We start from the raw sequence: 25,043 nt of genomic DNA on the forward strand, positions 1-25,043 counted from the left end.
TTGCCCACCCGGCGTCGACCGCGGATGAGCACAGCCCGACCAGGCCGATCCGTCCCGTTCACCACCTGGTCGAGCAGGTGCTCCAGTTCCGCGGTCTGCCGCTTCCGATCGACATACTCTGACACCTCGACACCCCCTCACTTACTATCTTGAAAGATACTATCTTCAATGATAGTTACATTGGGTTGAGCGTATCGACAAGGACGCCTGGCCGCACGCCGAGATGCACCGCTAGCGTGGAGCCGCATGGACATCCGGACAGTGCCCAACCCGCTGGTGCGGGCCGGCGGACGCTGGCTGCACCGGATCAACCAGCGGCACCCGTGGAGCCACAACAACCACTTCCACGGGTGGATCCTGCGCCGGCTCCCGACCCGACGGCGACGGGCGCTCGACGTCGGCTGCGGCAAGGGGCTCCTGCTGAGCCGGTTGCGCGGACGGTTCGACGAGGTGCTGGGCGTGGACGCCGACGCCGCCATGGCCGCCGTCGCCGCCGAGCGGTTCGCGGGTGATCCCGCGGTGGCCGTGCGCCGGGCCCGGTTCGAGGAGGTAGACGGCGAGTTCGACGCGATCACGATGGTCGCGGTGCTGCACCACCTGCCGCTGGAAGCGGCGCTGCGGCACACGGCCGCGCTGCTCGCACCCGGCGGGCGACTGCTGGTGGTCGGGCTGGCGCGGGCGGAGACCCTGGCCGACCTGGCGTGGGACCTCCCGTCGTCGTTGCTGAACCCGTTGGTCGGGCTGATCAAGCATCCACAGCCGGCCCGGAGGCCTGTGGACGACGGCGACGGCGGAGCGCCGATGCCGGTGCGCGACCCCACCGAGACGTTCGCGGAGATCTCCCGGACGGCCCGCGCCGTGCTGCCCGGAGCGCGCCCCCGCCGTCGGCTCTTCTTCCGCTACACGCTGGAGTGGACCCGCCCGTCGTCGTGAAGGTGCGCGGCACCGGGCTATGCCGGTTCCGGGACCGACTCCGCGCGGAGCCAGTCCACCAGGCCGCACACCGCGTCCTTGCACGAGCCGCAGCCCGTCGTCGCGCGGGTCTCGCGCACCACCTCCTCGACCGAGTGCGCACCCGGCGGACAGGCGCCGGCGATGTCGCCCTTGGTCACGCCGTTGCAGCGGCACACCACGGCGTCCTCGGGCATGTGCTCCGGGGACGACGCCGGCGAGGCCGCGGCCATGACGGGCGTGAGCAGCAGGAACGCCGGGTCCAACGGCGCGGGCGTGCGGCGGGTGTAGGCGGCTGTGAGGTCGGCGGCCACGCGCGGGTCGCCCACGCAGGTGGCACCCACGAGGATGCCGTCGGACACCACGACCTCGATGTACCGGCCCGCCCTCGGGTCGGCCAGGCGGACCGCCCGCTGCGTCGGCTCGTCCGGGCGCGACGGGCCGCAGACCCCCATCGTGGTGATGCTGAGCGGGCCGGCCTTGACCTTGACGACGTCGGTCCCGCGCGTGTCGATCCCGCGGTCGGTCTGCGCGCGGCTCGTCGTCGCGCCGCTGGTCAGCAGGGCGCCGAGGCGCACGGCCATGCTGGGCCCGGCCTCGTCGCCCGGCAGGCGCAGGTGTGCGAGCGGGCGGGTCTCGACAGGCTCGACCGACGAGGACGCCGCGGCCACGACGACCGGCACGACCGGCTCGACCAGCGACACCAGGTGCTCCGCCAGCCGCCGCGCCTGGTCCCAGCCCTCGGCGACGAGCCCACGGGACCCGCTCGGCGGCTGCGCGCAGTCGCCGACCGCGTACACCCGCGGGTCGTCGGGGCTGGCCAGGTCGTACCCGACGACGATGCCACGGTCCGTCGTCAGCCCCGCCGCCGCGGCGAGCCCGGTCTCCGGGATGGTGCCGACGGAGAACACGACCAGGCGCGCGGCGACCACCTCGTCGCGCGGGGCCGCACCGGCGGAGCCCGCCGAGCCGCCGCCCGCCGGCACCGCGGAGACGACCTGCGCGTTCTCCCGGACGCGGATGCCCACGGCGTGGCCGCCTGCCACGAGCACCTCGCTCGACAGGCTGTTCTGCCGCACGGTCACGCCCAGCCCCTCCAGCCCGGCCCGGACGACGTCGGCGGCCTCCCCGTCGAGCTGGCGCTCCATCAGGCCCTGGCCGTGGTGCACGAGCGTCACGTTCAGGCCGCGGCCCGCGAGCCCGACGGCGGCCTCCAGGCCCAGCACGCCGCCGCCCACCACCACGGCGCGCGGGGAGTTGACGGTCGCGGCCACGATCTCGCGGGCGTCGTCGAGGGTGCGCAGCGCGTGCACGCCGGCGGGCAGGCCGCCGTCGGGCGTGCGCAGGCCGGGGATCGGCGGGACCCGCGCGGCCGCGCCGGTCGCCAGCACCACGTGGTCGTACGGGTGCAGGGTGCCGTCGTCGGCGTGCACCACCCGCGACGCACGGTCGATCGACGCCGCGGTCACGCCCCGGCGCACGGTGACGCGGGCGCCGTCGGGCAGGGGCATCGTGATGGCCGCGACGTCGGTGCGACCGGCGACGACGTCGCTCAGCAGCACCCGGTTGTACGGCTCGTAGGGCTCGCTGCCGAGCACCGTGATGTCGAAGGCCTCGGGCTCCCGGCGCAGCAGCTCGTCGACGAGCCGCGAGCCGACCATCCCGAACCCCACCACGACCACCTTCACAGGGACACGCAGGTTCATGTCGAGAGCTCCTTCTGTAGGGTGCCCAGCCGGTCGGCCGCGCCGACCACCGAGACGTCCACCGCGCAGACCTTGAACTCCGGCATCCCGGAGATCGGGTCGGTCGCATCCGTCGTCACCTGGTTGACCGAGCCGACGCCGCTCCAGTGGAACGGCATGAAGACCGTGTCGGGGCGCACGGCGTCGGTCCAGCGCGCCGTCGCCTCGACGCGGCCGCGGGCACTGGTGAGGCGCACGCGGGCGCCGTCGGGCACGCCGATCCGGAAGCCGAGCACCGGGTGCAGCTCCACGTACGGCTCGGCCACGAGCTTCTCCAGCTCGGCCACGCGGTGCGTCTGCGCGCCCGACTGGTAGTGCTGCAGCACGCGGCCGGTGACCAGGTAGAACGGTGCGTCGGGCCGCACGTCGTCGCTCGGGCCCACGTGGTCGACGGGGACCATGCGCGCCCGCCCGTCGGGCGTCGCGAACCGGTCGAGGAACAGCCGGGGCGTCCCAGGGTGCGGCAACGTGTCAGACGCTGAGGTCACGGGAGGGACCTGTGCGTCTGACACGCGCGCCGTGCGCGCCGTGCGCGCCGGGACCGGCCAAAACAGGCCCGGGCCCCCGGCCGCCTCGTCGGCGTCGAGCCGCGCGTGCGACAGCCCGGAGTAGTCGGCGGGGCCGCCCGCCGAGGCCCGGGCGAGCTCGTCGAACACGACCGCGGGGTCGGTCGGGAAGGCCAGCGTCTCGGGCGCGCCGAGCCGGCGCGCGAGCTCCGCGAAGATCCACAGCTCGGAGCGCGCCTCGCCCGGCGCCGGCACCGCGGCCCGACGCCGGATCACGCGCCCCTCGAGCGACGTCATCGTGCCCTCCTCCTCGGCCCACTGGGTCACGGGGAGCACGACGTCGGCCAGCAGCGCCGTCTCGCTCGGCACGAAGTCGCAGACCACCAGCAGGTCGAGGCTGCGCAGCCGGTCGATCACGCCGCCGGCGTTCGGGGCGCTGACCACGAGGTTCGAGCCGTGCACCAGCAGCGCGCGGGGCCGCCCGGGCGCCCGGGCACCGTCGGGGCCCAGCGCGCCCAGCGACCTCAGGAGCTGCACCGCGGGCACGCCGGGGCCGGGCAGGGTCTCGGGGTCCACGCCCCAGACGGCGGCGACGTGCTCGCGCGCGGCCGGGTCGTCGATCTTGCGGTAGCCCGGGAGCTGGTCGGCCTTCTGGCCGTGCTCGCGCCCGCCCTGCCCGTTGCCCTGCCCGGTGATCGCGCCGTACCCCGACCCCACCCGGCCGGGCAGCCCGAGCGCCAGCGCCAGGTTGATCGCGGCCGTGACGGTCGCCGTGCCCTGCGTGGACTGCTCGACGCCGCGCCCGGTCAGCACGTACGCGCCGGTGCCGCCGTGCACCGGCGCGGCGGCCGCGAGCAGCCGGGCCACGCGGCGCAGCTCCGCGGCTGGCACGCCCGAGACCGACTCGACGCGTTCGGGCCACCAGCCGGCGACCGAGCGGGCGACGTCGTCGAACCCGGTGGTGCGGGCCTCCAGGTACTCCCGGTCGGCGAGGCCCTCGGCGAGCACCACGTGCAGCAGGCCGAGCAGCACTGCCAGGTCCGTGCCGGGCACAGGGGCGAGGTGCACGCCCTCGGCGGCGCCCGCCCCGCCCACGGCCGCCGGGTCCTCCGCCAGCCGGGCCGTCGCGGACCGCCGCGGGTCCACGACGACGAGCCCGCCCGCCGCCCGCGCCCCGGCGAGGTGCTGGACGGCGGGCGGCATGGTCTCGGCCACGTTCGAGCCCAGCAGCAGCACGGCCTGGGCGCCGCCCAGGTCGGCCAGCGGGAACGGCAGGCCGCGGTCGACGCCGAACGACCGGTTCATCCCGGCGGCCGCCGACGCCATGCAGAACCGGCCGTTGTAGTCGATGTTGGGCGTGCGCAGGACGGTCCGCGCGAACTTGCCGAGCGCGTAGGCCTTCTCGTTGGTCAGGCCGCCGCCGCCGAAGACGGCCACGGTCTCCGGCCCGGACTCGGCGGCCAGCGCGGCGAGCCGGGACGCCACGAGGTCGAGCGCCGTCTCCCAGGAGACGGGGACCAGCGGGCCGGCTCCCCGGCCGCCGTCGGTCGGGGCGGTCGGGTCGGTCGGAGCGGCCGGCTGGTCCCCACCCGGCAGCAGGGACCGGCGGACCAGCGGCGTGGTGATCCGGTCCGCCGCCCCGAGCACCGCCGCCGACGTCCACCCCTTCTGGCACAGCCCGCCCCGGTTGGTCGGGAAGTCACGCGGCTGCACCTCGGGCGCGCCGGACGCCGCCTTGCCCGACGCCGGCGCGCCGGACGCCGCCGGCGCCCCGGTCCCGGGCACCCCCGGGACCGCCGCGCGCGGCGTCAGCGACATCCCGCACTGCAGCGCGCAGTAGGGGCAGTGCGAGTCGACGGGGATCCCGGGGGTGGCGAGCACGGTCAGACCCGCGCCTCTGCCATGGCGCCTCGTCCGTAGACCAGCCAGCAGACCAGGGCCATCACCACGTAGACGCCGATGAACAGCCACAGCGCCGGCACGATCGAGCCGGCAACCGTGGTGGACAGGGCGAACCCGCGCGGGATGAGGAACCCGCCGAACGCCCCGATGGCGCCGGCGATGCCGATGCAGCCGGCGGCGGCCTTCGCCGTCCCGCCGCTCGCCCGGAAGACCGCGGGGATCATCCGGTAGACGGAGCCGTTGCCCACGCCCGTGGCGACGAACAGGCCGAGGAACGAACCGAAGAACAGCGCGAAGCTCCCGGACCCGAGGGCGGTGATCGCGCCCACGGCGCCGAGCGCCATCACGGCGAACGCGCCGATGGTCACCCGGGCGCCGCCCACGCGGTCGGCCAGGATGCCGCCGAGCGGCCGGGCGATGGACCCCACGAGCGCGCCGACGAAGGCGAGCGGGATCGCGACCTGGGGGAACTGCGCCGCCAGGAGCGTCGGGAAGGCGCCCGCGTAGCCGATGAACGATCCGAACGTGCCGATGTAGATGAAGCTGATGACCCACGTGTGCCCGTGGTGCACCGCCACGCCGAACGAGCGCGGGTCCGCCTTGGCGGTGGACAGGTTGTCCATGTAGCGCCAGGCGAGGAACGCGGCCAGCAGGATGAACGGGATGAAGATCAGGCCGGCCCGGTCGAGCGCGACGCCCGCCCCGGTGACGATGACCAGCGGAACCGCGAGCTGCACGGCCGCCGTGCCGATGTTGCCGCCGGCGGCGTTCCAGCCCAGGGCCGCGCCCTTCTCCTTCTCGGGGAAGAAGAACGAGATGTTCGCCATCGACGACGCGAAGTTGCCGCCGCCCAGGCCCGCGAGCGCCGCGGCGGCGAGCAGCACGGGGAACGGCGTGGTGGGGTCGCCGACGGTGAGGATGAGCGCGCCGGTCGGCAGCAGCAGGAGCAGCGCGGAGACGATGGTCCAGTTGCGCCCGCCGAACACGGGGACGGCGAACGTGTAGGGGATGCGGAGCGTCGCGCCGACGAGGCTGGGCACCGAGATGAGCCAGAACATCTGGTCGACGGTGAGGTCGAAGCCCGCGGCGGGGAGCTGCGGCACGACGATCGACCAGATGGCCCAGACGCCGAAGCCGAGGAACTCCGCGAAGATCGACAGCACGAGGTTGCGCCGGGCGGTCCGGCGTCCGCCGTCCTCCCAGAGGGTCTTGTCCTCGGGGTCCCAGTGCTCGATCCAGCGGCCGGCGCGGCGCCGGACGGCGGACTCGCTGGGTGTGGGTGCCTGGTCGCGTGTGGTCGGAGTGGACACGTCGTCCTCCCTGCATGGGCGTATGCCCGACGACGCCGGGCGCGCCCGGACCGACAGGTGCCTGTCCGGGGCCGGCCCGACGTCGGACCGACAGCCAGGAACCTAGGGAGGCGGTGTTTCATCGCCCGGCCAAGAGCAGTTAATCGACCGTAAGGAAGAACGCACAGGGGGCCTGCCCGCGGTGTGAGGGGTTGCCCGCGGCATCCGCGCCGCAGGTCAGGTCGCGCATTCTCCAGGCCCAGGTGAAACTGAAAAATATGGCCACCGAGGACATGCTCGTCAGGCTGGGACGGCACCTCCGCCGAGGGGAGGTGTCCGAGGACCTGCGCAGGCTGTACCTGGAGGGTGGCCGGGGCGGCGACTCGTTCTACCGGGACCGGTGGTCGCACGACAAGGTGGTCCGCTCCACGCACGGCGTGAACTGCACGGGGTCCTGCTCGTGGAAGGTGTACGTCAAGGACGGCATCATCACGTGGGAGACCCAGCAGACGGACTACCCGTCGGTGGGGCCGGACTCCCCCGAGTACGAGCCGCGCGGCTGCCCGCGCGGCGCCGCGTTCAGCTGGTACACGTACTCGCCCACGCGGGTGCGCTACCCGTACGTGCGCGGCGTGCTGCTGGAGGCCTACCGGGCGGCGCGGGCCCGCACGGAGGACCCGGTCCGCGCGTGGGCCGAGGTCACGGGCGACCCCGCCACTGCCGCCGCCTACAAGCGGGCCCGCGGCAAGGGTGACCTGGTCCGCGCCACGTGGGAGGAGGCCGCGGAGATCGTCGCGGCGGCCCACGTGCACACCATCAAGGAGCACGGGCCGGACCGCATCGCCGGGTTCTCGCCGATCCCCGCGATGTCGATGGTCTCGCACGGGGTGGGCGCGCGGTTCGTGCAGATGCTCGGCGGCACCATGCTGAGCTTCTACGACTGGTACGCCGACCTGCCCGTGGCGTCCCCGCAGGTGTTCGGCGACCAGACGGACGTGCCGGAGTCGGCGGACTGGTGGAACGCCGCCTACCTGATCATGTGGGGCTCCAACATCCCCGTGACGCGCACGCCGGACGCGCACTTCATGACGGAGGCCCGGTACCGGGGCCAGAAGGTCGTGGTGGTCTCCCCCGACTACGCGGACAACACGAAGTTCGCCGACGCGTGGCTCGCCCCGCACCCCGGCACGGACGGCGCGCTCGCCCTGGCCATGGGGCACGTCATCCTGCGCGAGTACCTCGTGGACCGGCGCACCGAACGCTTCGCGGCGTACCTCAAGCAGTACAGCGACTCGCCGTTCCTGGTGCGGCTGGATCCCGTGCCGTCGTCCGGCGCGGGGCAGCACGCGGCGGACGACGCCGAGGACGCGTACGTCCCGGGCAAGTTCCTGACGGCGGCCGACCTGTCCGACGACGTCCTGCCCGGTGTCTCGACCGAGGCGAACTCGCACTTCAAGCCCGTGCTGCTCGACGCCGACGGCTCGCCCGTGGTGCCCAACGGCACGCTGGGCCACCGCTACGGCGAGGCCGACGAGGGGCGCTGGAACCTGGACCTGGGCGACGTGGACCCGGCGCTGAGCATCGCGGACCTCCCAGGGGTCTCGACAGGCTCGACCAGCGGAGTGCCGACCTCGGGGGTCGAGCCTGGCTCCCCGGGGGTCGAGCCTGTCGAGACCGTCGCCGTCGCCCTCCCCCGGTTCGACGTGGTCCCCGGGCCCGACGACGACGCCCACACCGGTGGCAAGGGCGTCGTCGTGCGCGGCGTGCCGGTGCGGCGCGTCGGCGGGCACCTGGTGACCACGGTGTTCGACCTGATGCTCGCGCAGTACGGCGTGGGCCGTCCGGGGCTCCCGGGCGACTGGCCCACCGGCTACGACGACCCCGCGCCCGGCACCCCGGCCTGGCAGGAGGAGATCACGGGCGTCCCGGCGGCCGCGGCGGCCCGGATCGGGCGGGAGTTTGCGCAGAACGCCGTCGACTCGGACGGCCGGTCGATGATCATCATGGGCGCGGGCACCAACCACTGGTTCCACTCGGACACGATCTACCGGGCCTTCCTCGCGCTGACCACGATGACCGGCTGCCAGGGCGTGAACGGCGGCGGCTGGGCGCACTACGTGGGTCAGGAGAAGTGCCGCCCCGTGACGGGCTGGGCCCAGTACGCGGGCGGGCTGGACTGGGTGCGTCCGCCGCGGCAGATGATCGGCACGGCCTTCTGGTACCTCGCGACCGACCAGTGGCGGTACGACGGCCTGCCCGCCGACACCCTGGCCTCGCCGCTCGCCCCGGGCACGTTCGCGGGGCGGACGACGGCGGACACGCTCGTGGACTCGGCGCAGCGCGGCTGGATGCCGAGCTACCCGACGTTCGACCGCAACCCGCTGGACCTGGCCGACGAGGCCCGCGTCGCGGGCAAGCCGCCGGCCGAGCACGTGGTGGACGAGCTGAAGGCGGGGCGGCTGCGGTTCGCCGTCGAGGACCCGGACGACCCGGCCAACTTCCCGCGCGTGCTGACCGTGTGGCGGGCCAACATCCTGGGGTCGAGCGGCAAGGGCAACGAGTACTTCCTCAAGCACCTGCTGGGCACCGACTCGGCGGTGTTCGCCGAGGAGTCGGCGCCCGACCGCCGTCCGGCCACCATGACCTGGCGGGACGAGGCCCCGCGCGGCAAGCTCGACCTGCTGGTCACGATGGACTTCCGGATGACGAGCACCACCCTGTTCTCCGACGTCGTGCTGCCCGCCGCGACCTGGTACGAGAAGCACGACCTGTCCTCGACGGACATGCACCCGTTCGTGCACGCGTTCAGCCCGGCCATCGACCCGCCGTGGCAGACCAAGACGGACTTCGCCGCGTTCCACGCGATCGCGCGCAAGGTCTCGGCGATGGCGGTGCACCACCTGGGGGTGCGGCACGACGTCGTCGCCTCGCCCCTGGCGCACGACACCCCCGACGAGATGGCCGTGCCCCACGGCACGCTGACCGACGCCGGCGTGCCGTTCCGCGAGCGGCACCTCGTGCCGGGCGTGAACATGCCCAAGATCGTGGAGGTCGAGCGCGACTACCCGGCGTTCGCGGCCCGGATGGCCGCGCTGGGACCGCTGACCGACGGCGTCGGCATGGTCACCAAGGGCGTGCCCTTCTCGCCCGACGCCGAGGTGCGGCGCCTCGGCGAGATCAACGGGCTGGTGCACGACGGGCCCGTGGCCGGGCGGCCGCGGCTGGACCGGGACACGCACGCCTGCGAGGCGATCCTCGCGCTGAGCGGCACCACCAACGGCCGCCTCGCGGTCCAGGGGTTCGAGCGCGTGGAGCGCCGCACGGGGCGGCCGCTGGCAGACCTGGCCCGCGAGGACGAGGGCCGGCGCATCACGTTCGCCGACGTCCAGGCCCGGCCCACCCCGGTGATCACCTCGCCCGAGTGGTCGGGCAGCGAGCACGGCGGACGCCGGTACAGCGCGTTCGTGGTGAACGTCGAGCGGCTCAAGCCGTGGCACACCCTGACCGGGCGGCAGCACTTCTACCTGGACCACGACTGGCTCGTGGAGCTCGGCGAGCAGCTCCCCGTGTTCCGGCCGCCGCTGGACATGCACCGGCTGTTCCCGGACTCGCCTTCGCTGGTCGAGCCTGTCGAGACCGGAGCGGGGTCTCGACAGGCTCGACCAGCGGAGCGACCAGCGGGCGACGGCGCCGAGGTCGTCGTCCGCTACCTCACGCCGCACTCGAAGTGGTCCATCCACTCCGAGTACCAGGACAACCTGTTCATGCTGTCGCTCTCGCGCGGTGGGCCGAACATCTGGATGTCGCCCCGCGACGCGGACAAGATCGGCGTCGCGGACAACGAGTGGGTCGAGGCCGTGAACCGCAACGGCGTCGTCGTGGCGCGGGCCGTGGTCAGCCACCGCATGCCGGAGGGCACCGTCTACATGCACCACGCGACCGACCGCACGGTGGACGTGCCGATCGCGGAGGCGTCGGGGCTGCGCGGCGGCATCCACAACTCGCTGACGCGGATCCTGCTCAAGCCGTCCCACCTGGCCGGCGGCTACGCCCAGCTGTCCTACGCCTTCAACTACCTGGGCCCCACCGGCAACCAGCGCGACGAGGTGACCGTGGTCCGGCGTCGCAGCCAGGAGGTGCGCTACCAATGAAGGTCATGGCCCAGATGTCGATGGTGATGAACCTCGACAAGTGCATCGGGTGCCACACGTGCTCGGTGACCTGCAAGCAGGCGTGGACCAACCGGTCCGGCATGGAGTACGTCTGGTTCAACAACGTGGAGACCCGCCCCGGGCTCGGCTACCCGCGTACGTACCAGGACCAGGACGAGTGGCACGGCGGCTGGGTCCGGACCAGGCGAGGCCGGCTGAAGCTCCGTGCGGGCGGGCGGCTCAAGAAGCTCGCGACCATCTTCGCCAGCCCCAAGATGCCGTCCATCCAGGACTACTACGAGCCCTGGACCTACGAGTACGACATGCTCCTGTCCGCCCCGCAGGGCGCGCACACCCCCGTGGCGCGACCGAAGTCGCTGATCACGGGCAAGAACATGAAGATCGAGTGGTCGGCCAACTGGGACGACGACCTCGCCGGGTCCACCGCGACGATGCAGGACGACCCGGTGCTCAAGCACATGAGCGAGCACGTCGCCGAGGAGCTCGAGCAGACGTTCATGTTCTACCTGCCGCGCATCTGCGAGCACTGCCTCAACCCGGCGTGCGTGGCGTCCTGCCCGTCAGGCGCCATGTACAAGCGCGCCGAGGACGGCATCGTGCTCGTGGACCAGGAGGCCTGTCGCGGCTGGCGGCAGTGCGTCACCGGCTGCCCGTACAAGAAGGTCTACTTCAACCACAAGACCGGCAAGGCCGAGAAGTGCACGCTCTGCTACCCGCGCATCGAGGTGGGCCTGCCCACCGTCTGCTCGGAGACGTGCGTGGGTCGCCTGCGCTACCTCGGCCTCGTGCTGTACGACGCCGACCGGGTCACCGAGGCCGCGTCCGTCGAGGACGAGCACGAGCTCCTGGCCGCCCAGCGGTCCGTGTTCCTGAACCCGGACGACCCCGAGGTCGTCGCCGCCGCGCGCCGCGAGGGCATCCCCGAGGACTGGATCGAGGCCGCGCAGGCCTCCCCGATCTGGAAGCTCATCAACGACTACGAGGTGGCGCTCCCGCTGCACCCCGAGTACCGCACGCTGCCCATGGTCTGGTACATCCCGCCGCTGTCCCCCGTGGTCGACGTCGTCGCGAGCTCCGGGAACGACGGCGAGGACCCACGCACACTCTTCGCGGCCATCTCGAAGCTGCGCATCCCGCTGGAGTACCTCGCGGGGCTGTTCACCGCCGGGGACACGCGGCCCGTCGAGCGCGTCCTGCGCCGGCTGGCCGCCATGCGCTCCTACATGCGCGACGTGAACCTGGGCAACACCCCGAACGAGGAGACCGCGAGCGCCGTCGGCATGACCGGCCCGCAGGTCGAGGAGATGTACCGGCTGCTGGCGATCGCGAAGTACCAGGACCGGTACGTGATCCCGACGGCGCACGCCGAGCAGGCCCGCGACCTGGAGGAGATCGCCTGCTCGCTGGACTACGAGGGCGGCCCGGGCATGGGCGGTGCCGGTCCCCTCGGGGAGTCGTCGGGCCCGCCCGTCCCGGTCGCCGTGGAGAACTTCCACGCCCTGTCGTCCCGGCAGACCGCCGACTCGCCGAACGGGCCGTCGACCCCCGGCCGGGTCAACCTCCTGAACTGGGACGGCAACGGGCGGCCGGACGGCCTCTTCCCGCCGAACGACGAGGGGAAGGCGTCATGAGCCTGTCGTTCCTGCCCCGCCCCACGCTCCGGCGCGGGGCCCGCTCCGCCGCCGGGGGCGAGCCGCTCGCCCCCGTCCCCCTGTCCGACGGCGACCGGCGGCTGGCCCACATGGCCGCGTCGCTCCTGCTGGCCTACCCCGACGAGCACGCGGTGCGGGCCGCGCACGAGGTGCGCGCCGCCGTCGAGCACCTGCCCCCGCCCGTGGCCGGACGCCTGACCGGCCTGGCCACGGCCCTGACCGACGGCGACCTCGCGGCGCTCCAGGCCGCCTACGTCGCGACGTTCGACCTCAAGCGCCGCTGCACGCTCTACCTCTCCTACTACGCCGCCGGCGACACGCGCCGCCGCGGCGCCGCGCTGCTCCGGTTCGCCGAGGCGTACCGCGCCGTCGGCTGGGAGGTCACCCGCGGCGAGCTGCCCGACCACCTCGGCAGCGTGCTCGAGCTCTCCGCCCGGGCAGACGGCGACGGCGCCCGCATCGTCGGCGCGCTCCTGGCCGCCCACCGCGACGGCATCGAGGTGCTCCGACAGGCGCTGGCGGCCGAGGGCTCGCCGTGGGTCGCGGCGGTCGAGGCGGTCTGCCTCACGCTGCCACCCGTCGACGCGCGGACGCTGGAGCGCGTCGCGGCGCTGGTCGCGGAGGGTCCGCCCGCGGAGCTGGTCGGGCTGACCGGACTGCCGGGCTTCGGGGCGGACGGCGAAGGGGGTGCGCCGCCATGGAGGTGATGCTCTGGGTGGTGCTGCCCTACGTGACCTTCGCCGTGCTGGTCGTCGGGTCGGTGTGGCGGTACCGCTACGACCGATTCGGCTGGACCACGCGCTCGTCCGAGCTGTACGAGAAGCGGCTGCTGCGCATCGGGTCCCCGCTGTTCCACCTCGGGCTGCTCGTGGTGATCCTGGGGCACCTCGCGGGCCTGGTGATCCCGGCGACGTGGACGGCGGCGATCGGCATCCCGGAGGACGTCTACCACCTTGTCGCGGCGCTGGCCGGGTCGGCGGCGTCCGCCGTGCTGGTGCTCGGGCTGCTCATCCTGATCTACCGCCGGCGGGCGACGAGCGCCGTGTTCCTCGCGACCACCGTGATGGACAAGGTCATGTACGCGATGCTCGCGCTGTCGGTGCTGTCCGGGGCGTGGGCGACCGCGACCACGCAGCTCGTGACCGAGCACGGGTACGACTACCGGGAGACCATCTCGCCCTGGTTCCGGTCGCTGTGGTACCTCCAGCCGCAGCCCGAGCTGATGGCCGGGGTGCCAGTCGCCTTCCAGGTGCACATCGTGGCCGCGTTCCTGCTGTTCGCGCTGTGGCCGTTCACGCGGCTGGTGCACGCGTTCTCCGCCCCGGTGCCGTACCTGTTCCGGCCGTACGTCGTGTACCGGTCGCGCGACGAGGGGCGCACGAGCGCCGCGCCCGGCGGATCCGGTTCGCACCGCACCCGTCCCGGCTGGGAGCCGCCCACCGGACCAGCCAGGAGGAGCTGACATGGCGCAGGCACCACCCAGCCGGGCGAGCCGGCGGACCGAGGCGAGCGGGACGTCGTCGGCGGGCGTGCAGCTCGCGCTGGCCACCGTGGGCTTCGCGGTGAACTTCTGGGCGTGGGCGCTGATCAGCCCGCTCGGCAAGGCGTACGGGGTGGAGTACGCGCTGTCGGACCTGCAGCAGTCGGTGCTCGTCGCCGTGCCCGTGCTGGTCGGGTCCGTGGGGAGGATCCCCGTGGGGGCGCTGACCGACCGGTTCGGCGCGCGGACGATGTTCCCGCTGGTCAGCGCGCTGACGATCATCCCGGTGCTGTTCGTGGGGCTCGTCGCCGACTCGTACGCGGCGCTGATCGTGGGCGGGTTCCTGCTCGGGCTGGGCGGCACGACCTTCGCGGTGGGGGTCCCGTTCGTCAACGCGTGGTTCGCGCCCGAGCGGCGGGGTACCGCGCTGGGGATCTTCGGCGTGGGCATGGGCGGCACGGCGATCTCGTCGTTCACGACGGTGCCGCTGGCCGACGCGTTCGGGCGCTGGGCGCCGTTCGTGCTGGTCGCGGCGATCCTCGCGGTCTTCGCGGTGGCCTCGTGGTTCCTGCTGCACGACGCACCGGGCCGGACCGCGGGCGCCGCCGGCGGCATGCTGGCGCGCACCTGGTCCATCCTCAAGGTGCCCGCGACCCTCCAGCTGTCCTGGCTGTACGCCGTCGGGTTCGGCGGGTTCGTCGCGTTCAGCGTGTACCTGCCGACGTTCCTCGCCAACGCCTACGACCTCGAGGCCGCCGATGCCGCGACCCGCACCGCCGGGTTCGTGGTGCTCGCCGTGGTGATGCGCCCGGTGGGCGGGATGCTGTCCGACCGGCTCGGGCCGGTGAACGTGTCGGTCTGGTGCTTCGCTGCGGTGACCCTGCTGGCCGCCGTCGTGGCGTTCAAGCCCGGGCTCGTCCCGGTGGGCACCATCGCGTTCCTCGGGCTCGCGGCAGCGCTCGGGGCGTCGTCGGGCGCCACGTTCGCGCTGGTGGCGAAGGTCGCGCCCGCGGACAAGGTCGGCGGGGTGACCGGCGTCGTCGGTGCCGCCGGCGGGCTCGGCGGGTTCGTACCGCCCCTGATCATGGGCGCGGTCTACCAGCTCAACGGCGACTACGGCGTCGGCTTCGCGCTGCTCGCGGCGACGGGGCTGGCGACACTGCTGTTCACGCTCGGGCCGGTACGGCGGGGGGCTCGGGGCTGAGCCCCCGGTTCCCGTACGCTCACAGGGAAGGGTGCCGGGTTGTGAGGCACAGGTAACCCCGACAGAACCCTGTTCGCATAGCGTCGTCCCATGGAGTCCGGGTTGCGGAGCGTCACGGAGCACGTCGAGCGCGTCGTCGCGCTGGTCGCGCCGCTGCCCGTCGTCCGGCTGGACCTGGTGGACGCCGACGGCGCGACACTCGCAGAGGACCTCCACGCCCACGTCTCGGTCCCGCCGTTCGTGAGCGCCGCGATGGACGGTTACGCCGTCCGCCTGGCCGACCTCCCACCCGACGGCGCGCCGGTGACGCTCCTGGTGACGGGCGATGTCGCGGCCGGCGCCGGCAACGGGACCGGGATCGGACCGGGGCAGGCCGTGCGGATCATGACCGGCGCCCCGCTCCCGCCCGGCGCCGACGCCGTGATCCCGGTGGAGCACACCTCGACCGGCCGGTTCGTCGCGGGCACGCCGCGGGCCGAGTCGTCGGTGACCCTGGCCCGGCGGCCGCGGGCGCACGTCCGGGCGGCGGGCGAGGACGTGGCGCGGGGCGAGCTGCTCGCGCGCGCCGGGACCGCCGTGACGGCGGCGGCGGTGGGCGCCCTCGCGGCGTCCGGCACGGTGCGTGTTCCGGTCCGACGGCGGCCGCTGGTCGCCGTGATCTCGACGGGCGCGGAGCTGGTGCCGGTCGGCGGGACGCTCGGGCCGGGCCAGATCACGGACTCCAACGGCCCGATGCTCGCGGCGGCGGCCCGGGCGGCGGGGGCCGACGTCGTCCGCCTGGGGCCGGTGCCCGACGATCCCGGGGCGCTGCGCGCGGCCCTCGACGCGGCGGTGGGTCCGACGGAGGACGCTGCCGGCCGGCCCGGACCCGGCGCGGGCGCCGACCTGATCGTGACCGCGGGCGGCGTCTCGGCCGGCGCGGCGGACGTGGTGCGGGAGGTGCTGGCGGCGTCCTCGCCGGAAGCAGCCGGCGTGACGGACGCCGACGTCGCCACGGTCGCGATGTCCCCCGGCAAACCGCAGGCGCTGGCTCGCTGGCGCGGCGTCCCCTGGCTGGCGCTGCCCGGAAACCCCGTGGGCGCCTACGCATCGTTCGAGCTGTTCGCACGGCCGGCGATCGACCGCCTGCGTGGTCTGCGGGGCGCGGGGAAGCACCTACTCAGCCAAGGAGGTAACGCTGAGCGAGCAGTGCTACCTCAGCGTTACCTCCTCGGCCGCGTATACCTTTCCCTCCACGCTGCCACGGCGTGGTCCAGCCCCGCGGGCCGGCTCCAGGCCCTGCCAGTCCGACTGGTCGACGGCGCGGTCGAGCCCGCCGGGTCGCACCACTCCCTGTCCGCACTGGCCGCCGCGGACGGCCTCGCCCTGGTGCCGCCGGACGTCGAGAAGGTGCGCGCCGGCGACGTCGTCCAGGTACTGATGCTGCGATGACCAGGACCGTCCCCCGGGTCGGGTACGACGCCGTCGTGCTGGCGGGCGGCCGGGCCTCCCGGCTGGACGGCACCTCCAAGGCGGGCCTCGTCGTGGGCGGGACGCGGCTGCTCGACCGCGCGCTCACGGCGAGCGCACGGGCTCGCCGAGTCGTGGTCGTGGGACCGCCGGAGCTGGCGCGCGCGCTGCCCACCCGCGATCCGGCGTCGGGCTATGCGGGGCCCACACCCCTCCTGACCAGGGAGGATCCGCCGTTCGGCGGACCCGTGGCGGGGCTCGCGGCCGGGCTGCGGGCCCTGCCCGACCCAGGTGCGCCGTGGGTGCTGCTCCTCGCCGTCGACGTGCCGGGCGCCGCCCGGGCGATCGTGCACCTGGAGGAGGCCGTTTCACGTGAACCCGTGGACGGCGCCTACCTGGTGCACGAGGGCCGGGCGCAGTGGCTGGTCGGGCTGTACCGGCGCGCGGCGCTCGACGGTGGGCTGGACGGGGTCGAGACGGACGGGGCGCCGATGAAGCGCCTGGTCGGCGCGCTCCGGTGCGCCGAGGTCCCGGACCCGGCAGGCTGGAGCGACGACATCGACACCCCCGCCGACGTGGCCCGATACCGGAAAGACGAGAGATGACAGACCTCAAGCAGTGGATCTCCGACCTGGAGTCGGAGCTCGGCCTCCCGACCGGCACCATCGACATGAAGAAGGTCCTGGACCTCGCCCGGGACGCCGCCCACGCCGTCGAGCGTCCGGCGGCCCCGCTGACCACCTACGCCGTCGGTTATGCGGACGGGCTGGCAGCGGCCGGCGCGCTGGTCGCCGAACCGGACCCCACGCAGAAGGCGACGGACCTGGCGGCCCGCTGGGTCACCGACTGACCTCTGGGGCGGAGGCCGACCGTGTCAGTGGTGCGGCCTATCGTGTGACGCATGGACCGGAACAGGCTCGAGTTCGCGGTGGTCACCACCGCGATCGGCGAGTGCGCGCTCGTCTGGAACGAGGACGCGGAGATCGTCGGCTCGACACTGCCGCACGGCAGCGCCGACCAGCTCCGCGCCGCCGTACAGGGCTGGTACCCGGGCGCCGTCGAGGCCCCGGCCGACCCGGTAGAGGGTGCGGTCGAGGGGCTGAAGCACCTGCTGGACAACGGCGTCGGCGACCTCGCGGAGGTCCACCTGAACATGAGTGCCGTGCCCGACTTCGACCGCCGGGTGTACGAGATCGTGCGCGCCATCCCGCCCGGCGAGACCCGCACGTACGGCGAGGTGGCGACCGAGCTCGGTTCGCCCGGGGCGGCCCAGGCCGTGGGCCAGGCGATGGGCCGCAACCCGTTCCCGCCGATCGTGCCGTGCCACCGGGTGCTGGCCGCGGGCCGCCGCGTCGGCGGGTTCTCGGCCCGCGGCGGCCCGCGGACCAAGATCCGCATGCTGGAGACGGAGGGCGTCTACCTGGAGCAGCCCACGCTCTTCGACCTGTGAGCGTGGGCTCCTCCGGGCGTCGTCACTTCATCGTGTTGGTCGTCGTCCTGGACACGACCTTGGTCGTGTAACCGGCCGCCGAGCCCGTCACGACCACGGTGACCCGCTTGCCCCGTGCCGAGCTCGGCACCGTGAAGAAGGAGCGGGTCGCGCCCTTGATCGTCGTGCTGCCGACCTTCCACTGGTACTTCGCGGTGGTCGGCTGCGGCGTCCAGGCGCCACGCACGACCGACAGCTTGGCGCCGACCTTGGGGGTGCCGGTGATCCTCGGCGCGGGCGCCGAGAAGACGCCGGCCTTGACCGCCGACGACGAGGGGCTGACCAGGGTCTTGGTCGTGTAGCCGGTCTTCGTGCCGGTGACCGCGACCGAGACCTTCTTGCCGCGGGCCGACGACGGGACCTTCCACGTCGAGCCGGTCGCGCCCGAGACCGCCTTGCCGTCCACGCGCCACTGGTAGGTGGTCTTCGTGGGCGACGGCGTCCAGGTGCCGCGCACGGCCGTGAGGGTCTTGCCGACCTGGGCGGTGCCGGAGAGCGCCGGAGAGCGGGGGGCGGAGAAGACTCCCTCGACTGTCCCGACTGTCAGCGTTCCTCGCCACCGCGCAGGTGCTGTCGGTGTGTACTCACCCTGGCCCAGCTCGGGCAGGTACTTGGCCTTGATCGGATACTGTCCGTCCGGCAGCGCGTCCGAATCGATCTCGACCCGCACCGGATCGGTCGAATCCATACGTGCCTGGCCGAGCAGCACATCGTCGTCGGTATAGCCGAGCTCCTCGTCGTCCTCACCGACAACTGCCCAGAGCACGACCTCACCGGCAGGAACGGTCTCGTCCTCGACGTCGAGCTCGAACGTCGCTGATACGTCAGCACCCGCCGCATAGCTCGAAGGTACGGTCGCCCGGAGCTCTGTGGCTGCGGGAGGCAGCACCTCGAAGGTAACGGTCGTGTACGTGAACCGGCCGAGCGGGTTGATGAAGCCGATACCGAACTCGCGGGTTCCTGGGTGCTGGACCGTGCTCGCGATACTGATGTCGGTCTCGATCGGAATGGTGCCCGCACCGTCCGTCAGCTGGAACGCGCACAGGGCATCGGTCGATTCACTGCGGTCCACCAGGCAGAGCTGACCATCCGGGCGATACGTGCCGTCGTACGTCACCTCGACCTGTGCGTTCACCCGCTGGCCGATTCGCACACTTTCCGGAACCGTCACGTCGATCTGCAGGTCCAGTACCTCATGTGCCCAGATCGCGTACGTCTCGCCCGAGGAGTTCTCGCTGACCGCGACGAACCGCTCCGTGCCCGCGGGGAATTCCGGCAGGCTCAACGGCTCGCCCCAGGTGATCAGGGATCCGTCATCGAGGATCGATGCTCCCGTGTCGGCTCCCGCCGACAGCCCGATCACCCGGGACCCGGCGGGCGGCTGTGTGGCAACCATGTCGGTCGCGCCGAACGATGCGACCTCACCCGTGCTGGAGGCCGCGAGACCATACGTCCTTCCCGCGTCGACGCCGACAAAGGTCGAACCTGCCGCAGCGACGTGCACCTCGCCGACCAGTGGTTCGGTGCCGTAGCCGCAGGTCACGACGGCGCCGTCGGACCGCAGAGCCATCCAGGCCCGGCCGGCCGCACTGATCGCGGTATAGCTGGTCTGCTCGGCGGGAGTCCAGTAGTCCTGGCATGCCAGCCCGGACTCGTTCTCGGGCTTGGCGAAGCCGACGATCTCTCCGCTGCTCCGGACGGCGTAGAAGACGTCGTCGCCGGCAGCGACAGCGACATAGCCGAGGTCCAGGGGATCTTCCGGCAGGATCTGCTGCCATTCCCAGTAGCTGGTCACCAGCTCGCCGTCACCCGTCACGACGAACGCCGATCCAAAATCTGAACCGCTCGCCATGCCGAGCACACCGCTCCCCGTCGGCACGTCAGGCATCCAGTTACCGGAAGCGTCGAACTGCTCGATCGAGCCGTCGCCCCGGTATACGGCGGCGTATCCGGCAGAGGCCACGAACGCTGTGTCCAGTACGCCTTCCTCGACGTTCATCTCGCCCGAGAAGGGATACATGCCGCCCTTCGTCATCGAGTAGGAGGGCCCTTGGACGTAGAACGGATCCAGCTGCACGAGCCGACCGCCGACCGGGGCCGGGGTCCCCTCCTGCACGAAACGGCCGACGGCGATGTCCTCGACCACCCGCGTCCGAGGGGCTTCAGGTGTGCTGTCGTCCGCCGCCGCTGCGGGCGCGGCCGCCGGAGCGATCAGGCCAACGGCCAGTGCTCCCGCGACGACGAGGGGCATCTGGTTTCGGCGCGGAACGCCGTCGTCCATTCTGGGCATGGGTGTCTCCAGGTTGACGGTGGGATGCCTGCAAAATATCGGTTGCCCGACATTCCCGATAGGCGCATCCGGGGTGATATCAGCGCGCAGTCGTCTCCCGGTCGTCGATCGCACAACGGGTGCGACACTGTCCTGCGTGCCAGACGTCCCCGCTCACCCCCTCCTCGACGTGCTCCTCGCCGGTGGCGCGCGCGGGGAACGGCTGACGGCGTCGCGCACTTTCCCGGAGCGCACCGCGCAGCACACCGACTGGCCCGAGTGGGCGGACGCGACGGTCGTGCAGGGGTACCGGAAGCTCGGCGTCGACCGGCCGTGGACGCACCAGGCCGAGGCCGCCGACCTCGTCCACCGGGGTCGGCACACCGCCGTCGCCACGTCGACGGGTTCGGGCAAGTCGCTGGCGTTCTGGCTGCCCGCGCTCTCGGCGGTCCGGACGGCGGCGGCCGCCGCGACGCTCGACCCGGGCAACATCAGCTCGGCGCACGTGCGCCCCACGACCATCTACCTCAGTCCCACCAAGGCGCTGGCCGCCGACCAGCTCAGCGCGCTCGAACGCGTCCTCGACGCGGCCGGCACGCGCGACGTCCGAGTCGCGACGTGCGACGGCGACACGTCCCGCGAGGAACGCTCCTGGGTGCAGGACCACGCCGACGTCGTGCTCACCAACCCCGACTTCCTGCACTACGCGCTGCTGCCCAACCATCGCCGCTGGTCACGGCTGCTGAAGGGGCTGCGGTACGTCGTCGTGGACGAGGGGCACGCCTACCGCGGCGTCTTCGGCGCGCACGTCTCGCTCGTGCTGCGGCGGCTCGCGCGCCTCGCGGCGCGGTACGGCGAGGGCTCGCCCACGTTCGTCGTCGCCTCGGCGACGACGGCGGAGCCCGCCGTCAGCGCGGCCCGCCTCATCGGCGTGCGGCCCGACGACGTCACCGCCGTCACCGAGGACGGCTCCCCCTCGGGACGCCGCACGGTGCTGCTCTGGCAGCCGCCGGAAATCGCCTCCTGGCGTGCGCCGGTCGACGGCGGCGAGGACGGTGCCCAGATCGGCAGCCCGCACCAAGATCGGTCCGGCGACGAGCCGAACTCGATGCGACGAGCCGATCCCGCGGAGCCGGACCCCTGGGCCCTGCCCGGCGCGGACGGGGAGGCCGAGCCCGTCGCGACCACGGCTCCACCGGAGCATCCCCGGCGTTCCGCGACCGCCGAGGTCGCCGACCTGCTCGCCGACCTCGCCGAAGCCGGCGCCCGCACCCTCGCGTTCACCAGGTCGCGGCGCGGCGCGGAGTCGGTGGCCCAGCAGGCCCGCGACCACCTGCGGCACTCCGCGCCCGAGGCCGGCCGCCGGATCGCGGCCTACCGCGGCGGCTACCTCCCGGAGGAACGCCGCGAGCTGGAGCAGGCCCTGAGGACCGGCGACCTGCTCGGCCTGGCGACCACCAACGCGCTGGAGCTGGGTGTGGACATCTCCGGCCTCGACGCGGTGCTCATCGCCGGCTGGCCGGGCACCCGGATGTCGCTGTGGCAGCAGGCGGGGCGCGCCGGGCGGGCCGGCTCGGACGGTCTGGTCGCGTTCGTCGCGCGCGAGGACCCGCTCGACACCTACCTCGTGACCCACCCCGAGGCGGTGTTCGACGCCCCGCTGGAGGCCACGGTGTTCGACCCGTCGAACCCGCACGTCCTGGCGCCGCACCTGTGCGCGGCGGCCCAGGAGGCGCCGCTGCGGTCGAAGGACCTCGCCGACTTCGGCGATCCCGGCCACGTGCGCGGCATCCTGGACGTGCTGGTCGCCCGGGGCGCGCTCCGGCGTCGGACCTCCGGGTGGTACTGGACCCACCACCAGCCCGCCGCCGGTCTGACCGACCTGCGCGGCGCGGGCGGCACGCCCGTCCGCGTGGTGGAGCAGGGCACCGGCCGGATGCTCGGCACGGTCGACGCCGCCTCGGCCGACGGCCAGGTGCACGACGGCGCCGTCTACACGCACCAGGGCACCACCTATGTGGTGGCACACCTCGACCTGACCGACCACACCGCCGTCGTGCAGCGCCGGCGGCTCGACTACGGGACGTGGTCGCGGTCGGTCATGTCGGTGGCGATCGAGGGCTGGGACGACGTCGGCGAGGCCGGTGCGCAGGAGGGCGACGGCGTCCCGGACGACGGCCCCGGCCGCGATCTCGTCACCCGGGAGTGGGGGCCGATCACCTGGGGTCTCGGTGCCGTGGAGGTGACGTCGCAGGTGGTGAGCTTCCAGCGCCGTCGCGTCCCGGACATGCAGGTCCTGGGGACGGAGCAGCTCGAGCTGCCCGAGCACACCCTCGGGACGGTCGCGGTCTGGTGGTCGGTCCCGGAGTTCGTGCTGCGCGCGGCGGACATCTCCCCCGAGCAGACGCCGGGCGCCCTGCACGCCGCGGAGCACGCGTCGATCGGGCTGCTGCCGCTGCTGGCGACGTGCGACCGCTGGGACCTCGGCGGGGTGTCGACCGAGCTGCACCCCGACACCGGCGAGGCGACCGTGTTCGTCTACGACGCCTATCCGGGCGGCGCGGGCTTCGCGGAGCGGGCCTATGACCTGGGCGCCGCCTGGCTGCGGGCCACCCGCGACGCCATCGCCGCCTGCCCCTGCGCCGACGGCTGCCCGGCGTGCGTGCAGTCGCCGAAGTGCGGCAACTACAACTCGCCGCTCGACAAGGATGCCGCGGTGCGGCTGCTGGACGCGGTGCTGTCGCACGATCCCGGGGCGACGCTGAGCGCGTCCTAGCCGCTTACCGGGTCGTAACGAAGCGGTCTTCCGTCAGCGACATTCACCCGTTATGTTCCCTTTCGACCAGGCCGTTCGTCGCGAGGGAGCACGCCGATGCGAGTCCACCACGTCCGGGCCAAGCGGGTCGCCGCGGCCGCCGTCGCCGCGCTCACCGGGCTCACCCTGGCCGCCGGGATCGTTCCGGCCGGGGCTGCGCCGCTCGATCTACCCGCAACCGCGAGCCCGCTCGCGAGGACGGCAGCGGGCGTGGCGGCGACGGGACCGACGACGGCGGGCCCGGCCGCAACCGCCTCGACGACGGAACCGTTCGTCCTCGACGACGGCGTCACCGCGGCCGTCTACGACTACGCGGACGCGATCCGCGAGTCGGTGGACGTGGTCGCGCCGGACCTGGACGGCGACGGCGACCCCGAGCAGATCCGCGCCGACATCATCCGCCCGGCCGAGCTCGACGGCGTGGCCGAGGTGCCCGTCGTCATGGACGCCAGCCCGTACTACGCGTGCTGTGGCCGCGGCAACGAGAGCGAGCTCAAGGAGTACGACGCCGACGGCGACCCCTCGCTGTTCCCGCTCTACTACGACAACTGGTTCGTGCCGCGCGGGTACGCGTACGTGGCGGTCGACATGGCCGGGACCGGCTGGTCCACGGGCTGCACGGACCACGGCGGGCCCTCGGACGTGCTCTCGGTGAAGGCCGTCGTGGACTGGCTGAACGGGAGAGCAACGGCGGTGGACCCGGACACCGGGGAGCCCGTGGTCGCCGACTGGTCGACGGGGAAGACCGGCATGATCGGCAAGTCCTACGACGGCACGCTCGCCAACGGCGTGGCCGCGACCGGCGTCGAGGGGCTGGAGACCATCGTGCCGATCGGCGCGATCAGCTCCTGGTACGACTACGACCGGGCGCAGGGCCTCCCCTTCTCGGCCAGCTACCCGCGCTTCCTCATGGGTTACGTGGCCGGCGGCCGGCACGTCGCGACGGACTGCTCGGCGATCACCGAGGCCCTGAACACGGCGGCCGACGACGCGTCCGGCGCCCACAACGCCTTCTGGGACGAGCGCGACTACCGCTCCGGCTCCCTCTTCGACGCCTCGCAGGTCACCGCCAGCGTGTTCGTGGTGCACGGCGCGCAGGACACCAACGTGGACACCCCGAACTTCTCCCGCTGGTGGACGGCGCTCGGCGAGCAGGGCGTGCAGCGCAAGCTGTGGCTCACCCGGCTGGGCCACGTGGACCCGTTCGACTCCGACCGCGCCGAGTGGGTGGACACGCTGCACCGCTGGTTCGACCACGAGCTGCTCGGGATCGACAACGGCATCGTCGACGAGCCGGCGGTGCGGGTCGAGGTGGCCCCGAACGAGGTGGTGACCTCCACGACCTGGCCGGTCACGGACCGCACGGCACGGCTGCGGCCCCGCGCGGACAGCAGCCTCGCCCTCGGCGCACGCGGCCGGGCGGCCCACGCCGGCTGGGTGAACGCCCCGAACCAGACCTTCAACACCGCCCTGACCGCGGGCACCAACCCGAACCGCCTGCTGTTCCGCACCGGGACCCTGACCGACGACCTGCGGCTGTCGGGGGCGGCGTCCGTCACGACGACCGTGACCCACGGGGCGCCGACCGGCCAGATCACGGTGGGCCTCGTCGACTACGGCGTGATGGACCGCGTGCTCACCTCCGGTGACGGCGCGACGACGCTCGGCACCGAGTCCTGCTACGGGGAGTCCGCCGGGGCCGACGACGCCTGCTATCGCGACGTCGTCCGCAACATCGGGTCCACCGAGCTGCAGGTGCTGGGCCGCGGCTGGGCCCGGCTCGACGGCGCCGGCACGCACACCGTGACGGTCGAGATGCAGACCAACGACCTGGTGGTCCCCGCCGGCCATCAGCTCGGGCTCGTGGTCATGGGCACCGACCGGGGCGCCACCGTGACCGTGGACCGTGCGGCGACGCAGTACTCGATCGACCTGGGCGCCACGACGCTCAACCTGCCCGTGTCCGGCCCGATGAAGAGCTTCGCGCCGGGCCACAGCCTCGTGCCGGACGCCGCCGACGTCAGCCGGTCGGCACTCCTGCCCGAGCCCCGGGTGGTCGTGCCGCGATGACCGCGCGCGCCGCGGTGGGGCTGTCGCGATCACGACGGTCTCGCCGCGGC

The 25,043-nt window shown here is 73.3% G+C and carries 16 protein-coding genes; 12 read left to right on the forward strand and 4 right to left on the reverse strand.

The window, feature by feature from the left end:
- Positions 1 to 246: 246 nt before the first annotated feature.
- Entirely contained in the window at positions 247 to 933 is a 687-nt protein-coding gene (locus ACFU5G_RS06410; protein ID WP_377241919.1) for a class I SAM-dependent methyltransferase, read from the forward strand.
- Positions 934 to 950: 17 nt separating this feature from the next.
- Here the strand turns inward: ACFU5G_RS06410 and ACFU5G_RS06415 are convergent, their stop codons facing one another.
- From ACFU5G_RS06415 to ACFU5G_RS06425, 3 genes are all read right to left on the reverse strand, one after another.
- Positions 951 to 2,657, reverse strand: coding sequence for an FAD-dependent oxidoreductase (locus ACFU5G_RS06415; RefSeq protein ID WP_377241921.1), 1,707 nt, complete (start codon positions 2,655 to 2,657; stop codon positions 951 to 953).
- Positions 2,654 to 5,020 (reverse strand): molybdopterin oxidoreductase family protein, encoded by a 2,367-nt coding sequence (locus ACFU5G_RS06420; RefSeq protein ID WP_377241982.1) that lies wholly within the window; start codon positions 5,018 to 5,020, stop codon positions 2,654 to 2,656. The genes ACFU5G_RS06415 and ACFU5G_RS06420 overlap by 4 nt, the downstream gene beginning before the upstream one ends.
- A gap of 65 nt (positions 5,021 to 5,085) precedes the next feature.
- Entirely contained in the window at positions 5,086 to 6,414 is a 1,329-nt protein-coding gene (locus ACFU5G_RS06425; protein ID WP_377241923.1) for an MFS transporter, read from the reverse strand.
- A gap of 257 nt (positions 6,415 to 6,671) precedes the next feature.
- On the opposite strand from ACFU5G_RS06425, the gene ACFU5G_RS06430 reads away from it, so the two are divergent.
- The 9 genes from ACFU5G_RS06430 to ACFU5G_RS06470 all read left to right on the forward strand — a co-directional run bounded on the left by ACFU5G_RS06430 (position 6,672) and on the right by ACFU5G_RS06470 (position 17,800).
- A complete protein-coding gene (locus ACFU5G_RS06430; RefSeq protein ID WP_377241925.1) occupies positions 6,672 to 10,544 on the forward strand; it encodes a nitrate reductase subunit alpha in 3,873 nt (1,290 codons plus the stop codon).
- Positions 10,541 to 12,196, forward strand: coding sequence for a nitrate reductase subunit beta (narH, locus tag ACFU5G_RS06435; protein WP_377241927.1), 1,656 nt, complete (start codon positions 10,541 to 10,543; stop codon positions 12,194 to 12,196). The genes ACFU5G_RS06430 and narH overlap by 4 nt, the downstream gene beginning before the upstream one ends.
- Positions 12,193 to 12,924: a nitrate reductase molybdenum cofactor assembly chaperone gene (gene narJ / locus ACFU5G_RS06440; protein ID WP_377241930.1), complete on the forward strand. Its 732-nt coding sequence runs from the start codon at positions 12,193 to 12,195 to the stop codon at positions 12,922 to 12,924. The genes narH and narJ overlap by 4 nt, the downstream gene beginning before the upstream one ends.
- Positions 12,915 to 13,679, forward strand: coding sequence for a respiratory nitrate reductase subunit gamma (gene narI / locus ACFU5G_RS06445; protein ID WP_377241932.1), 765 nt, complete (start codon positions 12,915 to 12,917; stop codon positions 13,677 to 13,679). Before narJ ends, narI begins: the two co-directional genes overlap by 10 nt.
- Position 13,680: 1 nt before the next feature.
- Entirely contained in the window at positions 13,681 to 14,901 is a 1,221-nt protein-coding gene (locus ACFU5G_RS06450) for a nitrate/nitrite transporter (RefSeq protein WP_377241934.1), read from the forward strand.
- Positions 14,902 to 14,991: 90 nt separating this feature from the next.
- Positions 14,992 to 16,332 carry a gephyrin-like molybdotransferase Glp gene (glp, locus tag ACFU5G_RS06455; RefSeq protein WP_377241936.1) on the forward strand — a complete coding sequence of 447 codons (1,341 nt, stop codon included), beginning with the start codon at positions 14,992 to 14,994 and terminating at the stop codon, positions 16,330 to 16,332.
- Positions 16,329 to 16,955 carry a molybdenum cofactor guanylyltransferase gene (locus tag ACFU5G_RS06460; protein WP_377241938.1) on the forward strand — a complete coding sequence of 209 codons (627 nt, stop codon included), beginning with the start codon at positions 16,329 to 16,331 and terminating at the stop codon, positions 16,953 to 16,955. Before glp ends, ACFU5G_RS06460 begins: the two co-directional genes overlap by 4 nt.
- Positions 16,952 to 17,200: a DUF6457 domain-containing protein gene (locus tag ACFU5G_RS06465; RefSeq protein ID WP_377227189.1), complete on the forward strand. Its 249-nt coding sequence runs from the start codon at positions 16,952 to 16,954 to the stop codon at positions 17,198 to 17,200. Before ACFU5G_RS06460 ends, ACFU5G_RS06465 begins: the two co-directional genes overlap by 4 nt.
- Positions 17,201 to 17,251: 51 nt before the next feature.
- Complete coding sequence (locus tag ACFU5G_RS06470; protein ID WP_377241940.1) at positions 17,252 to 17,800, forward strand: methylated-DNA--[protein]-cysteine S-methyltransferase; 549 nt, start codon at positions 17,252 to 17,254, stop codon at positions 17,798 to 17,800.
- A 22-nt stretch (positions 17,801 to 17,822) separates the two neighbouring features.
- Here ACFU5G_RS06470 and ACFU5G_RS06475 read toward each other — a convergent pair whose 3' ends face one another.
- Positions 17,823 to 20,129, reverse strand: coding sequence for a hypothetical protein (locus ACFU5G_RS06475; RefSeq protein ID WP_377241942.1), 2,307 nt, complete (start codon positions 20,127 to 20,129; stop codon positions 17,823 to 17,825).
- A gap of 136 nt (positions 20,130 to 20,265) precedes the next feature.
- Here ACFU5G_RS06475 and ACFU5G_RS06480 point away from each other — a divergent pair, with 136 nt between their 5' ends.
- Positions 20,266 to 22,884 (forward strand): DEAD/DEAH box helicase, encoded by a 2,619-nt coding sequence (locus tag ACFU5G_RS06480; protein WP_377241944.1) that lies wholly within the window; start codon positions 20,266 to 20,268, stop codon positions 22,882 to 22,884.
- A gap of 96 nt (positions 22,885 to 22,980) precedes the next feature.
- Positions 22,981 to 24,993 carry a CocE/NonD family hydrolase gene (locus tag ACFU5G_RS06485; RefSeq protein ID WP_377241946.1) on the forward strand — a complete coding sequence of 671 codons (2,013 nt, stop codon included), beginning with the start codon at positions 22,981 to 22,983 and terminating at the stop codon, positions 24,991 to 24,993.
- The last annotated feature ends 50 nt before the right edge of the window (positions 24,994 to 25,043 follow it).

The sequence above is a fragment of the Promicromonospora sp. NPDC057488 genome (assembly GCF_042802395.1).
Classification (GTDB): Bacteria; Actinomycetota; Actinomycetes; order Actinomycetales; family Cellulomonadaceae; genus Promicromonospora.